At 42.1% G+C, this 16,121-nt stretch carries 6 protein-coding genes; all 6 read right to left on the reverse strand.

The window, feature by feature from the left end; all coding sequences use genetic code 11:
* Position 1: 1 nt before the first annotated feature.
* The 6 genes from PPIS_RS14830 to PPIS_RS14855 all read right to left on the reverse strand — a co-directional run bounded on the left by PPIS_RS14830 (position 2) and on the right by PPIS_RS14855 (position 16,121).
* Complete coding sequence (locus tag PPIS_RS14830; RefSeq protein ID WP_010376917.1) at positions 2-6,721, reverse strand: non-ribosomal peptide synthetase; 6,720 nt, start codon at positions 6,719-6,721, stop codon at positions 2-4.
* Positions 6,722-6,739: 18 nt separating this feature from the next.
* Positions 6,740-8,443, reverse strand: a complete 1,704-nt coding sequence (locus PPIS_RS14835; protein WP_010376915.1) for a cyclic peptide export ABC transporter — start codon at positions 8,441-8,443, stop codon at positions 6,740-6,742.
* Positions 8,444-8,456: 13 nt separating this feature from the next.
* Positions 8,457-11,789 (reverse strand): non-ribosomal peptide synthetase, encoded by a 3,333-nt coding sequence (locus PPIS_RS14840; RefSeq protein ID WP_010376913.1) that lies wholly within the window; start codon positions 11,787-11,789, stop codon positions 8,457-8,459.
* Positions 11,786-13,819, reverse strand: coding sequence for an AMP-binding protein (locus tag PPIS_RS14845; protein ID WP_010376911.1), 2,034 nt, complete (start codon positions 13,817-13,819; stop codon positions 11,786-11,788). Before PPIS_RS14845 ends, PPIS_RS14840 begins: the two co-directional genes overlap by 4 nt.
* Positions 13,820-13,828: 9 nt before the next feature.
* Positions 13,829-14,320 (reverse strand): VOC family protein, encoded by a 492-nt coding sequence (locus PPIS_RS14850; protein ID WP_010376909.1) that lies wholly within the window; start codon positions 14,318-14,320, stop codon positions 13,829-13,831.
* A 133-nt stretch (positions 14,321-14,453) separates the two neighbouring features.
* A complete protein-coding gene (locus PPIS_RS14855; protein ID WP_010376908.1) occupies positions 14,454-16,121 on the reverse strand; it encodes a hypothetical protein in 1,668 nt (555 codons plus the stop codon).

The raw sequence follows: 16,121 nt of genomic DNA on the forward strand, positions 1-16,121 counted from the left end.
ATTAAAACTCGACCTCTTCAATTTCACAGTCAACACGTTGAGTTAATCGTTGTTGTAATTCTTTTTTCGTTATAATTACGTCGCAAAGTTGCGCCAGTTCACGGATATAAGGGCTCTCATATAGTGCTTGCAGCTCCAAAGTAATATCAAACTCCCTTTGGATATGGCTAAATAAACGCACCATCAGCAATGAATGGCCACCAATTTCAAAGAAGTTGGCAGTCGTACTGATCGAGCCCACTTCCTGATTCAATAGTTCAGCCCAAATAGCAACAAGGGCATGCTCAGTTTCAGACTCAGGCGCGGTGTACTCGCCAATGACAGCATTATTTTCTGGTTCTGGTAATGCGCGCTTATCTATTTTTCCATTAGGTGTCAGTGGCCAACTAGGTACCACAACCAAAGCACTTGGTACCATGTAGTCAGGTAAATATGCTCCCAACAGAGATCTAAGCTGAGTAATAAAGTCGCTGTGGTTATCGGAATCAATAGCCTCACTTGGCTTCACATATCCAATAAGCACTTGTTGAGAATCAACTTCTCTCACCAGCACTGCAGCCGAGTCGACACCGTTCTGTTTCGTCAAATGCGCTTCAACTTCACCTGTTTCAATCCTAAATCCGCGGATTTTCACTTGGTCATCAACGCGACCGATATACTCTAAGTTGCCATCGTTTAAATAGCGCACTAAGTCACCGCTGCGATAAATACGTTCAACTTTGCCGAACGGCGAGGTAAATGTAGTGAATTTTTGCTCATTAAGTTCCGGTCTGTTCGGATAACCTCGGGTGACACCAACCCCAGCAATACATAGCTCCCCAACAGCCCCCATCGGCGCAGGCATATCGCCGTTCAGCACAAAGTGTTTAGTATTACTAATTGGTCGTCCAATAAGCACACTGCTACCACAAGTCTGTAGCGAAGCCTCATTACTAATAGTGAAGGTCGTACATCCCACCACCGTTTCTGTTGGTCCATACTCATTAATATATGACGCGTTGGGCAGGCAATGCCGCTGCCACTTTGCCACAACATTTGTCGTTAATTGTTCACCACCAATCACTAGGCTATGAGCTTGCTGACAAGGTGAGCTATCTTCAAATAAAGGGAATAAACCATCTAGATGAGTCGGTGTTAGCTTAAATAACCAGCTATCTCCTTGTTCAAACAAATACCACGCTAATTGCTCGAACATGCTAAGCAAATCTTCAGCGAGTACGACTAATTGTTTACCTGATATAAGCGGAACAAATAAGCTGGTGACTGTTGCATCAAAGTTCAGCGGCGTACTCATTACAGCACCTTTATGACGAGGCTGTAAGTAATGCAGTCCATATGTGAGATAATTCACTACTCCATGGTGTTCTACTAATACGCCTTTAGGCTTGCCTGTAGAGCCTGATGTATAGATGACGTAGGCCAGATGCTGAGGAGTTAGCTCAATCATTTTCTTATCTAGATTATGATCCGATAGGTGTCTAATCAGACTATAGCTCTCATGCTTTTCATCTAATAATGTATCAAGCGTAAGTAGCGTACATGCGTCATTTTCGAATACAGATTGGAATCGACTTTGCGTCAAGATCAAAGTTAACTCCGCGTCATTAACCATAAACTCTAAGCGATCCCTAGGGTAACTTGGATCAAGTGGTACATAAGCGCCACCCGCTTTCAAAATCGCTAAGATAGCAATTATCATCTCTGGCGATCTTTCAACACTGAGTCCGACCAAGGTATCTGGTACCACTTTACAGCTTTCGACTAAATAGCGAGCAAGTTTGTTGGCTTTGTCATTTAGCTGCTTGTATGTCAACTGTGACTGTTGATACTGAATTGCTATCCGCTCTGGATATTGCTCTGCCTGTATTTCGAATAACTCGTGAATACAGCAGGTGTCATCGTACTCGACTTTCGTATGATTAAAATCATCTAATAAAGTGTTAAGCTCAGCCTTTGGAATAACCGATACTTGCTTTAACTCTACACTCTTTTCAATACTGGTGAGAATGTTAGTCAACGCCTCGATAAAGTAGCTGTGCAATCTCTTTGCGCAAACGCCATTGGCTGTTTGCACCGTCACATTAAAAGCGCCCGAAAGGTCGTAATCATCAACATTTACAAAGATTGAGTAGTTGTTTCTTTCGTGAGCGCCTAATACCTCCCAACCGTCAATAAATTCACCTTCGCCTTCCATTTCCAATGAATGGCGATAGTTCAGAACCGAGTTAAATAGGTCACCACCAAATGGCGTTAAATTAAGTACTGAAGAGAGTGGTGTTTGCTCAACATCAATTAGCGCTTGTAACCCACTGGCGACATCTCCAATCATAGAACGTACATTGGTCTTTGCGATCTGTACTTTGAGTGGTAGGGTGTTTATTGCCATGCCCATTGTTCTTTGCGTACTCGCAAAATTATTCAATCGACCCGATAACACTGTACCGAATACCACTTCCGGCTCTCCCGTACATTGTGCTGCAACTTGTGCCCAAACCGTATGGAAAATAGCAGAGATACTATGACCAAGATGTTTTGAGGTTTTACGAAGTTGCTCCCCGAGTGCCATATCAATACGGCCGCTGTAGGTATCCTCAGGTGCCGCTGTGGAGCCTGAAAATAATGTAGTTTTATTTTCCAAGTCACCTAGTAGTTCCTGGAAATACCCGATTCCTTGATCATCACTATTTTTCATCTTCGCATAGGCAACCATATTTCTATATGGTGTCGGTGTCAGTAAATGCTCATCATTGCCCGACATTACTGCGCTGAGCTCTTCAACAAGAATATCTAAACCAATATGATCAATGATGAGATGATGATGCTCTACCAGCACAAGGTATTCATCTGACCCGTTGCTCTTGCCTACTTTCAACTGTAGCAGCGGCCCTTGGTGTAACGAAATTCGAGTAGATTTATGCTGCTCCAACAGCGCACGACCTTCCGCTGTCGTGTCGTAGTTTTCTAACACGACATGTTCGACACAAAGCTCGCCCTGATTCAGTACAACCTGTACAGGCTCAGGTAACCCCTCCCAGAAAAATACGGTTCTTAACGTGTCATGACGCGCAACTAAACTCTGTAGCGCCGTAATTAATTGCTCTACCAACTCTGCATTAGCAAGCTTTAAAGTAAAGGAGGTTAAGTATAAGTCTTCCGTTTTGTCCATTATATGGTGAAAAAGCATCCCCTCTTGTAACGGGCTTAAAGGGTATATATCCGCGATGTTTTCCTTGCCACCAGGGACTTTGCCAATAAGGCTAGACAGCTCGACATTATTTAAAGACACCATGTTTAGTTTTTCAACCGTGACATCTTTCGGAGCTATTATCTGGTTTTTTGGTGCCACAAACTCGCTATTCTCGCTATCAAGCTGTGTTACCTTTTTCGCTAACTGCTGGATTGAAATTGGCTGCAGAATATCCGTGATAGTTACAAACAACCCTTGTAACTTAAGCTGTGCTTGCACATTAAGAGCCAATAGCGAATGGCCACCTAATTCATAAAAGCTACTCGTAGTACTAATAACGTCATATTCTTGTTGAAGCACCTCAGCGTAAACATCAACTATCGCCTTTTCATACATAGTACATGGCGCGACATAGTTACCATAGCTAGATGCAATGTCAGGTTTTGGCAATGCTTTCTTATCAATTTTACCGTTTACGGTAAGTGGCCACTCGTTGACCACTGTAATTACACTGGGCACCATGTAATCTGGAAGCATTGCAGCTAACTGATTTCTTATCTCAGAGCCTGTAGCCACTAAGTCTCTATTATCTAAGGATCTCACAGACTTAACATAGCCCACCAACTGTTGGCTACCGGCTATGTCTAAAGCCATTACTAGCGCGGAATCGACAGCTTTAAGGTCACTGAGTCTAGACTCGATTTCCCCTAATTCAATTCTAAAACCACGGATTTTAACTTGATCATCAGCTCGTCCAACAAATTCGATGTTGCCATCTGCCAAGTAACGAACAAGGTCTCCTGTACGATATAGGTGTACTGAACTGTTTGAACTAGATTGATCATAAAAAGGGTTCTTTATGAAGCGCTCAGCCGTTAGTTCCTCCCGCTTGAAATAACCTCTAGCTAAACTAGCACCACCAACATACAACTCCCCGATGCAACCAAAAGGAACTAAGTTTTGCTCCTCATCAAGAATATATGCAGTATTGTTATTGATAGGACGACCTATTGGCGCACCATGCTCAACCGCCGATAGTTCGCAAGCAGTTGCGTATACAACAGCTTCTGTTGGCCCATATACATGCATCAGGCTAACATTTGGATAGGCTTCTTTGAAACGCTCTACGTTTTTAACATCACAACGCTCCCCGCCAAATAATACTTGCTCTATCTTTGTATTAGCAAAAGCATTATTTTCCACTAATACATTAAACAATGCCGTGGTTGTAAATAGGTTGGTGATCCCATCACGCGAGATTTGAGTATGAAATTGCTGTGCATCAAGCGCAATATCTTGCGGATAGATATACAAAGAAGAACCATTAGTCAGACTAAAAAACAAGTCATACACAAACGCATCAAAAGCATGTGAGGATAAACTCGCCACTTTTGTTGATAAACCTACTTCGGCATACGTAGGTGAGGAAACAAATGCGACTACCCCGTGATGTTCAACCATCACTCCTTTTGGCTGACCTGTAGAGCCAGAGGTATATATCAAGTACGCTAAGCTATCTGCAGCAATATCTACATTCGGATTCTTTCGGCTGTATTTGTTACTAAGCACAGCTTCCGTATTTGCCACAATTTCATCAAGGGCAAGTATCGCTCCATTAAAGTGTGTCAAAGCAGAGCAAAGATGCGCCTGGCTTAAAATCAGACTAATGCCAGTATCCTCGCACATATACGTTAGACGCTCTTTTGGATAGCTTGGATCTAATGGTACATAGGCGCCACCAGCTTTCAGAATAGCCAAAATGCCTACAACCATTTCTAAAGAACGACCAACACATAGTCCAACAGGCATCTCGGCACAAACACCGTGTTCCTCAATCAAATAGTGAGCCAGCTCATTCGCTTTTTCATTTAATGCTTGGTAGGTCAGCTGCTCACGACCAAATACCACCGCTACCTTCTCTGGATGTAACTCAGCTTGATGCTCAATTAGTTCGTGAATACAAGCAGATTTTGAAAATTCAGTCGCAGTTTTATTCAACTCCTCAACCAAAAAGTGGGTTTCATTGTCACTCAGCAGATCAATTTGTGAAAGCGCACAATCATCATGATCAGCTGCAACAAGTTGCTCTAACACGGCAATAAAATGAGTTGCCATTGAGCTAATAAACGATTGTTCAAATAACTTAGTTGCAAAATGCCACTGACAAGAAATCTCACCTTTGCTTTCAACACAATTTAAATGTAGCTGAAGGTCTGTAAGCTTTTGCTCAGGATCTAGTATTTCAATATCCATACCGCCAAGTTGCTGCACGCTGGACTCAAATGCTGAGTAAGTAAACATCACTTGAGTTAGCAATTCATTATCCAGAGAAGATACTTTAAGGATCTCATTCAAAGGCAAAGCTTTGTGAGTCATGACCTGATTTAACATGTCCTGATATCTAGGTAATGCAAGCGCTAGCGTTTCTGATTGCGCACATTCAAAGCGGATTGGAAGCGTGTTAACAAAATACCCAACTAATGGTTGCAGTTCCGCTTCGTCTCTATTAGCAACAGGTGTACCTATAACTACATCTTTTTGCTGGCTGTATTTGGTTAGTAGCAACGTAAATGCAAACTGGAATAGGGTATACATAGTTGTGTTGTATTTGTTACACAGCTGTTTGAGTGTCTTACCCAGGTGAGAAGCAACAGGTACTGTCACAGTCTCGGCTACCAACGGTGAATTATTGGTGTGACTAAACTGCGCAAGATTTAGTGACTCACACTCCCCACTGAGATAAGTTGACCAAAACTCTCTGTCAATTTCCGCATTTTCGTGGCTGAGATAAAAATCCTGCCATAGGCTAAAATGTCCATATTCATGGGTAAGTGTTGGTAACTCGAATTCTTTACCATTCACCAGTGCAGTGTAAACAGAATTCAACTCTCTGTTGATAAGTTCAAGAGACCACCCATCCGTCGCTATGTGATGGCATTTAATAAGAAGATAATGTACCTCTTCAGACTGGCTCACTACAGAAGCTTTTAGCAAAACATCTTTATCCAACGCGAATTCATGTTGTTGGAACTCACTGATAATCGTATCAAGCAATTGCCCTTGATCTCCTTCACCTGCCGAATACACAGGCAGCGAAAATGCCGGCTGAGATTGGCAAGTTGTGGTTGGTACACCATTGTTATCGTGATACGTCATACGTAACTGTTTATGCCTCATAACCAGTAGACGCAACGCTTGCTCCAGTACATCGGTATTTAATGTTCCGTGTAAGCGCAGGATACGAAAGAAATTATAAGGCTGTCCGGAAGTCAATTGCTCCAGTAACCACATCTGGCGCTGTCCTGTCGAGATAACACCCGTATCATCAAGCGCTTTATCAAAAATTGCTGATTTTTCTTTTTTCAGATCTAGCGTCTTAATGATGTCTATAAGCTGCTGTTTATTCTCTTTAATAAAGCTAATCTGCGCTTGTTGTAGCACGCCTTGCGGGGCATTAACTTTCAGTTGCTCATTGTCCACACTCAAAGCAACATGATTGGTGACACAATAGTCTAAAAAGGTACTAATATTCATAACGCGATTCTTCTTATTTTATGCTTGAGTCATACTTGGCATCCCAGGTTTTGCCAAACTAATTGCTGCGGTGTTCATCATGCTTTTTACCGCGCCAGATTCCATTTTGATAACTGAGTCTGCACAGTTGAAATATCTATCATCGTGTGTGATCGCGACCACTAACTTACCCTGAGCTTTTAGCTCTGGCAGCACCTGGGTATAAAAGAAGTCTTTAAACTCAGGATCTTGATCTGCAGCCCACTCATCAAAGATGTAGATATCTTTATCTTCCATTAAAGCAACTAGTAATGCTAAGCGTCTTCGTTGACCATCAGAAAGTTTAGTTGTAGTGAAAATATTGCCGACAAGCTCAGTCTTCCCCGTCAATTTGAACGTTTCCATATATTGCTGAACTTTTTCCCTGTCGATTTTTTCCGTTGGAATATAGAGCTTCTTAAACAAATGATAGTTTGAGAAAATAACACCTACTTTTTCTCGCATTTGCATTAAATTGTTTTCTGTAACAACCTTATCATCAAACTGAACGCAGCCTTTGGTTGGACGGTAGTGGAAGGAAATCAGCTTACTTAATGTTGACTTACCAGAACCATTACCACCCACGATGAAGTATATTTTTCCCTTTTCGAAATTGAGGCTCACCGGCTTGAGCGCAAACGCTTCATCTACTTCATCAGATGTGTATTGATATTGAACCTCTGACAACGACAGTTTAGTCCATTCGGTGTTTTCAACCGTATTTTTGCTAGTACTGTAAACCTCAGGCTCTAGTAATTGTAGTTGGTGCACTCGCTCTAATGACACCTGAGCAATCTTAAGAGTTTGCATCATTGATAAAATACTCGCGATTGGTCCTGTGATGTAGAGCAATGCCATCACCACACCAAAAGCACTTGTACCTGAGCTTAAATACCCAGTTGGTAACAAAAAGACCACTGCGCCAATTACGAAGAAGCAAATCATCTCACTGGCGTTACCCGCCAAGTGAATGATCGCATCACCACGCTTTTCTTGCGATGTTGAGCTCGCTAGCGGCATGGCAATTTCTTCAGCTAAAAATTGCTTTCCTTTCTCATGACTCAGCTTCATTTCATAAGCACCGAAAATCAGCCCTCGGATCCCTTCTTGTAATGCATCTTTATCGTTTCGAGAGCGGGTATACAGCCCTTTAGCAAACAATACGGGAAGTTGAAAAAGTAAAACTCCGATGACAATTGCAACACAAATAAAGGCAAACACTTGTAAGTCTAAATAAGCCAGATAAGTCAACATGCCCAATACGGTCACCAAAGATACAATCATCATTGGTATAGCAACGGCAGCATTCGTTATTTTATTCACATCATCAACGACGATATTCAGAATCTTAGAAAAGCCTATACGTTCAACCGTATCAACACCTAAAGCTTGGATGCGTTTTGCAACACTTAACTTTAAATCAGCAGAGGCTGATTTCGCGATGTTGTTGACAAAAATTACAGAAGCAACCTTAGTCAATAAAATAGCAGTAACAAAGATGAAAAAACCAGCACCTCCGTCTTCTAACAATACATAATCCGATACAGTAAGAGAATCATCCTCCAGTCCACTCAAAATAAATGGAATAATTAAGCTATATAGGGCACCTGACAACATCCCAAGCACGACAGCAAAAACAAGTTGTTTCGGCGAGTAATTAAAAAGGAGCCTACTCAGTGAGGTTAGCTTTCTATTTTTATTCATTGTTTTAAGCCTTTTAAAATACTAATTCTTCATTATTTGTTTGATCAACCACAGCGGCGTTGAGTTGCTGCATCTTTTGCTTATCCAGCTCAAGGTCGATTTGCTTCGCACACAAACGTATCGTCGGTGACGTCATAAACGATGCTATTGAGAGGTCGATAGAAAATAGAGCATTTGACTTTGCGACTAACTTACTAGCTAGTAGAGAGTGACCTCCGAGCTCAAAAAAGTTACCTTCCACAGAAATCTCTGGCATCTCAAATAGTTCACTCCATAAACCTTGAAGCGCGACTTCCGTTGCAGTTTCAGGTTCCACATAATCACTTTGTAATTGTGGTATGGGTAGTGACTTACGATCTACTTTTCCGTTGGCGTTTAACGGTAAAGCATCCAAACAACTAAATAGTGTTGGTCTCATTGAAGCTGGAAGTTGCTCATCCATCAGCTCTTTAATTTGCGCTAGTACTTGCTTTTCATCCGCTTCATCTCGGAGACAGAAATAGAGCACAAGAACCGTTTCTGTATCATTTATTGTTTGCGGGTGAACCACACAGCTTTTTACTGCGTGGACTAAATTAACACAGCTTTCAATGTCCCCTAACTCAATACGCACACCTCGTAAACTGATTTGATTGTCTAAGCGGCCATAAAACTCGTAATAACCATCCGAATTTCGCTTGGCTCTATCACCGGTCTTGTAGATACGTTGTGCTAATTTCTGCTCAAAAACAAAATGCTTATTGCTCTGTTCTACATTGTTAACATAGCCAGCAGCAAGCGATAGACCGGCAACACATAACTCACCACTGACGCCATCAGGCTGTCGAACTCCGTATGGGTTCATCACATAGTAATTGACGTTTGGATGTGGTTGGCCGATACAATAGCCCAATGACTCTACTCTTCTGGCATCATAGCTACTGCTGACCACTGACGATTCGGTCATTCCATACAGCACTCGAATCTCGACGTCGGGTCTCCAATCTCTCAGCTTCTTAAGCAATGCTTCTGGCACCGGCTCTCCACCAACCAACAGCAATCTTAGTGCTGGATAACAACTGTCACCTCGATGCAGTACTTCATCAATCCAAGGAGACATCAAACTTGGTACAGCATGGAGTACAGAGACATTTTGAGTGCGATCTACGAGATTTGGTATTAGCGACACATCTTCTCTGGAAACAATTTCTACTCCTCCTCCGCTAAGCAGCGGCACAAGGATTTCTAGCAGTGATACACCAAAAGCCTGAGAACCTATCGTAGGCATGCTGTCGCTTGCCGAAAAGCCGAAAACATTGCGATTTGCTTCGATAGAGTAAAAGATACTTCCATGCGGAACAGCCACTCCTTTCGGCACCCCAGTTGAACCAGATGTATATAACACGTAGGCAATATCATCCGCTGCTAGTACCGGTAGCTTTGTAGGCTTGCTCCCTTGTAATAGCTGAGAAATGGCTACGATCTCTGGTTGCCAATCCTCCAATACAACATCAAATTCTCCATGTGCAGTAACAATACAACTCAGTTCAGCGTTACTACAAATCTGAGCAATACGCGCTTGCGGATAACTCGGATCGATAGGTACATAAGTCAACCCTGCACGCATAATTGCGAGCATAGAAATCACCATCTCAATCGACTTGTCCATACATACACCTACACGACAACCTGGTGCATAGCCTCGTTGCAATAACGCGCCTGCAGAACGGCTAACACAGTCTTCGAGACTCTCGTAGGTTAATACGTCATCATGGTGACGAACAGCTATACATTCTCTGCTTGTTTGCGCTTGTTCAGCAATCAATTCAGGAAGACTCTTAAAACAAGGAAAATCTTGCACTGTCGCGAGTGTCATATCGTCAGTCGCGACAAAGTCAACTTTTGCAAAAGCCCGTTCCGGTGCTGAAATTAACGTCGCAATAAACTGCTCAAAATACTTTCCTAGTTGGACGATCCACTTTCGACTAAACAGCTCGGTGTTATACTCCCAAACAAAAGCTAATTGCTTGCCTTTCGTAAATACATGGATAGAAAAGTCAAACTTTGAGACCTCCTGTTCATTCTTAATAAACTCAACCTGACAATCCTCTAGCTCGAACTGTTCAAGCGCATTGTCTTGTGCAACCAGCATAATTTGCACCAGAGGCAAATGATTTGATTGATATTCAACCTCTGCGCACTTAACTATTTCATCAAACGGAATGTATTGATGTTGCTTTGCTTGCTGAACTAGTCCTTTACATTGCTGTAACGCATCCGCTAGGCCGTCTTCTGCTGAAAATTGAAAACGAAACGGCAAGGTATTTGCGAACATACCGACAGTGTGCCCTACATTATCACAACCGCGATTAGCGTAGACGGAGCCAAACACAACATCTTGACTATCACTCATTCGTGATAGAAAACAAGCAAATAACGATTGCAACATAGAAAATCTAGACACACCATGTTGTTTAGCAGCCACTTTTATAGCGCTAGATAATTCAGGACTAAGCAGTTGTTCGGTTCGCTTACCTTTTACCGTCATCCCTGCTGGTCTTTGATTTTGCAGTGGGAAATTATGGCAACTTGGCGCTCCTTGTAATAGTGTCCGCCAATACGCAACACCTTCCTTACCGGCTTCTGAGTTCAGATATTGCTGCTGCCACTCACTAAAATCAGCATATTGGGCTTGGACAGGGTAATGCTGCACATCTCCTTTTGCATAAGCATCGGAAAGTGTTTGAAGTATTATTTTGGCCGAAAAACCATCCGCAGCAATATGGTGGACATTGATACTCAGCACACTGTAGTCCGACAACTCAAAAACATGCGCTCTAATAGGCCACTCGGCCGTTAAATCGAAACGATAATTCGCTTCAACCTGCAGAGCATGCTGCAGCTCAGATTCACAGTCTAATTTAGTATGTGATAATACAAAATCACTCATATGCTGAACTTGCTGTGTGTTATTCGCTTCAACGTATACGGTTCTCAATACATGATGCTGTTCAACTAGTGTCGAAAATGCATGCTGTAATTGATGAATATTCAACTTGCCCACAATTTTGTATGCCACAGGCAAGTTGTAATAAGACTGCTGAGCTAATGACTCCAACAAGTACATGTTTTTTTGGTGACTCGACATCGAAGCCGTATAAGTCTCTCCTCGCGCAATGGTGTTAATATCAAAAACACTATTTTTCGCACCACTTAAGGCAATGATTTCTTGTTTTCGCGCTCTCAACAATGCGATTTCAGATTCTGATAACGCGCTTACGTTACCTTCTAATAACAGCTGACCATTTTGACAGCTCAGTACGACACCTTTACTTGCAAGTAAATCAAATAGCTCAGCTAACCTCATAGCACAAGCACTCCTTCATCCGTAGTTTTAGCTGTTGGCGCAACAAAGTTACGCATTAATGTTACGTAATCAGCCATCGCTCTCACGCTATCTTTTTCAAGTAAATCCCGTTCTTCTAGCTCTAGTTCAACAAATGCTTTTTTCACCTCTGCGGCAATTTCAATTGCAGAGATAGAATCACCACCTACTTGATAAAACTTGGCTTCAACTGAAACCTGTTCAGCTTCTAGGTGATTGCACCAAATTGCGTGGATTTGTTCTTCGATTTCATTTTCAGGCGCGATGTGGAGATCTTCGAAAGCATTTAGCTGAGCACTGAAAAGCGGTGACAATACACCCTGTTGCCAATTTGCCTTTGCTTGCTTTCTTTGGATCTTACCGCTAGAGGTCATTGGGATAGAATATGGTTTTAGCAATACAACCTCTGTGACCTTCGCTTCGCATTCACGATAAACATGCGCACGAATACTATCACTCACTTCTTGATAATCCGCTTTGCGAAAAGCCTCTCGAGTGAGCTCTGTTACTAATACCAGCGCCTCTTCACCATTCTCTTCCACAGAAAAGGCTGCATTGTACCCGCTACGAACGGCAGGATGTGCTTGACTTGCTGCTAGCTCAATATCTTGTGGATAATGATTTTTCCCTTGGAAGATCACTAAATCTTTATGACGGCCAGTAATGTAAATTTGGTTGTCTTTTAGTAAGCCTAAATCGCCCGTCCTTAGATAGAGAGGCTCACTTTGCTCTCCATTTAATTTTTGATAACTTTGTGCAAAAACCTCTGAAGAAATCTCATCTAATCCCCAGTAGCCACTGGCAACACTAGGTCCTGCAAACCAAACTTCCCCGACAAAGCCATCTTCAAGTTCTCGCTTTGTATTTGGATCAACAATACATACATGGTGATCTCGTTCAGCAAAACCACAACTGACTAATTTGCTGGTTAAGCCGTCTTTTTCAGCATCAGTTTGCTGTAATTTAAACTCCCCTAGTGCAACTTTGTCACAGATAATAATATTCGGCGCTTCATCCCGGGTAACGCCAGTAATAAATACGGTTGCTTCCGCCATACCATAGCCGGGATAAAAGCTATTATGCTCAAAGCCACACGCTGCAAACCTCTTAGAGAAAGCATAAAGCGTATCAGCATTTACTGGCTCAGCAGCATTATATGCAACCTTCCATGAAGACAGATCTAACTTACTAATTGCCTCATCAGACACTTTTTTCGTGCAAAGGTTATAAGCGAAGTTAGGAGCACCACACATCGTACCTTTATAATCATGTATCGCTTGCAGCCAATTAATAGGCTCCCTAACGAATGTTGCAGGCGACATCAAAGTCGAGCTCGTGCCAAGATAAACAGGCCATAAGATGGCTGTAATAAGCCCTAAGTCATGAAACAGAGGTAACCAATTTACAAATACATCGTTATCCGTTGCAACGGATGTCTCCGTTAAGTGAGTCACATTACCGATAATATTTTTATGTGAAATCATCACACCTTTTGGTGCACCCGTTGAACCGGATGTGTATTGCAAAAAAGCAACCTGTTCAAACTCTAGTTCACGATTTACGTATAACCCAGTCTCAGGCAGAGCATCCACAGCGACAGCCTTAACCTGCGCTTGCAATGTGACATCATGAGCAAAGCATTCATTGATCTTATCAATTTCAGAGGCAATAGTAAGCGCAACTTTTGCGTTGCAACTCTGAGCAACTTTTGTAATTCGATCTACTTTGCTGCTTTTGCTTGGCTGGTATAGCGGTACCGCAATCACCCCAGCTGCCAAACAAGCGTAAAATGTCACAACATAGTCTAAACCTGATGGGAAAAGTAGCAGTACACACTCACCAGGTGTTGCCTGTTGACGCACTTGTTCCGCTCTCACCTGCACAGCATGCCAAAGCTGAGAGTGTGTCAAACTAACCGGAGATAGATCTTTATCATTCAAAAAACGAAATGCAACTTCGTTTGGTTTGGTTTGGCTATTTTTTTCTAAAAAATCAATAATCGTATACTTCATGACAACCTCTTAATACGCCCCGGCGCGCTCTAACTGTTCAAATAAGTTCTGAATACTGGTTTTTTCAAATTGTGACGTTTGCTGTTTCTTCTCGATAAATTCAAACATAGTTCCAGAGTTCTTATCTCTTAGTGTAAAGATCTGTTTTAGTTGGTCGCCAAAGATAACATCGGTAGAAAATGCCAGCCCGGCATCAAGCAGGCGATATCGAGTTTCTTCCAGATTTTCCACTTCGATAGCAACATGTTGCACACCTGGGCCGTATTCATTCACAAAGCGTGATACCTGTGAGGCCTCACTAGTTCCTTGCACTAAGACTATATTGAAACCGTTGCCACACAGCTCAGCAGCTAACATGCCAGAAAACTTACCTTCTACTTCGCGACGTTTTAGCAATTCGAAACCGAGTATCCCACAATAGAAGTCAACGGCTTGATCTAGGTCTCGGACTGCGATAGCAAGATGATCAATACGAGTCGTATGGTCTAATATGTATTTCATTGTTATTTTCCTTTTTCACACATACCGGCGTATAACTAGCTGCCAGTTAAACTAACGTGAGTTTTGATTTTCTTTGTTGAGTATCTTGCTGAAGTGGTAGATCACTTTAACAAGGGTTAATGTTATTTGTTGCCTAGTGGTGGTTATCCCCTAAGCGCTTCCAGCGGTATACCCAGTTAAAATGCACTGGTTCCTCACCCGTTGTGAAAGGTTCTCCCCAAGCAGTTGCGTTATAGGTTGAAACAAGCTCACTGTTGTCGCTGTGTAAGAAGGTAAACTTTCGGATATGGCCAAATTTTAGTTCGTTCTCGCTCGTGCCAATTCGTGACATATGATCCAAACAGCTATCTAGCTCAGTCACTACAGCGCCATCTTTCTTATCACATTCAAAGCTAACCACATCACCTTCATTGGTAATAACCCAGAATCCACTAAAGCTAATTGGTCCGGCTTTAATATCAATTTCACCGTTATCTTTAAAATCAACATCAACGAGTGACAAGCCGTCTGTATTTTCTAGCTTAAAGCGTCCCGGCACCAATGAACTCGGCTCGACATAGCTGCTTGTCAAAAAATCATGACCATATGCTTCATTTTTCTCATTGTAAAAAATTACACTCGACCCACCGAGTACAGAACCAGTAAAGCCCATACTCCACACTGCTCCAGAGTCTAACTTAACCTCCATTTCTTCATCATTCTTATGATTCCAAGTAAAAGGTTGCTCATTATTCAGCGTCATACCACTTGGATCCGTAAAAGCAATTACTCCTGTGTTATCGCTATTAAAGATCACCTCACTTCCCGCACCATCCGCTGAGTGCGCAAAACCAGCAGGTAGCTTCGAGTAATAAGTTTGACCAAAGTTAATGTCAATATCATCTCGAAGTGAAACCGCTTCTGTAAACAACATAGTGTGGCGTTGCCCTGTAATAAATTCGGATAAATCGACCTGAGCTTCTGTTAAATCAGTAGGTAGGTTCAACTCGCGCTGCACAAGGTAATCAATAATATAACCAGCGTTAACCCCTTTTCTCAATTTCACATCACTAATGGTGGTTTTCACATCTAACAATCTGTCCGACTCTCCGGGAATTTTGAACCACTGAGCTTGAGTGATAGTATCTTGATCCATTACTTGTAAAGAAAGTACGTGCCCTTCGGTTGAGAGGTCGCCAATAAACTTACCGTAGCGATGGCTCGATTGCGCACTAATTGGTAAGGTCACGATAATTTGATTTTCACTCAATGTTGTAATTAAAGGGTTATCAAAATTTCCTGATTGTTTAAAAAAGAGTTTGTTCCCTAATGCAGCCAAATCACCGAAGACTGTTCTAATCAGGGAAGTTTTAACCACTTCATCAACAACACCATCCAAATCATTATCTGACTTTATTTCCCATTGCGCAGCGCCAAGCAGCTCTCCCGTTAGCGCAATTGATTTGCGCGCCGTTGTAGTACAGTACTCCAAAGGTACAATGGTACAACTACCATCTATAATGTTAATAGTAATGATACCACTGTCGTCTAAGCTCCAATGAAACTTTTGACTATAGCCTTCAGACACATACATACCAGTTTTTAGCTGTGATTGTTGAACCAGTTGATTTGGAAATACACGGTTATAGTGACTCCCATGAAACTCTATTTTGAGATTCTCACTCTCCCATGCCCCAACAAGATCTAGTTCATTTTGCAAGCTGATTTCTTTTTTCTGTTGCGCGACTTGCTGCTCATCATAGTGCTCATCTGAGCAACCTAATAATGTTGCCAGCGCACACGTTAGCCAGATGTATTTCAT

The sequence above is a fragment of the Pseudoalteromonas piscicida genome (assembly GCF_000238315.3).
Lineage (GTDB): Bacteria > Pseudomonadota > Gammaproteobacteria > Enterobacterales > Alteromonadaceae > Pseudoalteromonas > Pseudoalteromonas piscicida.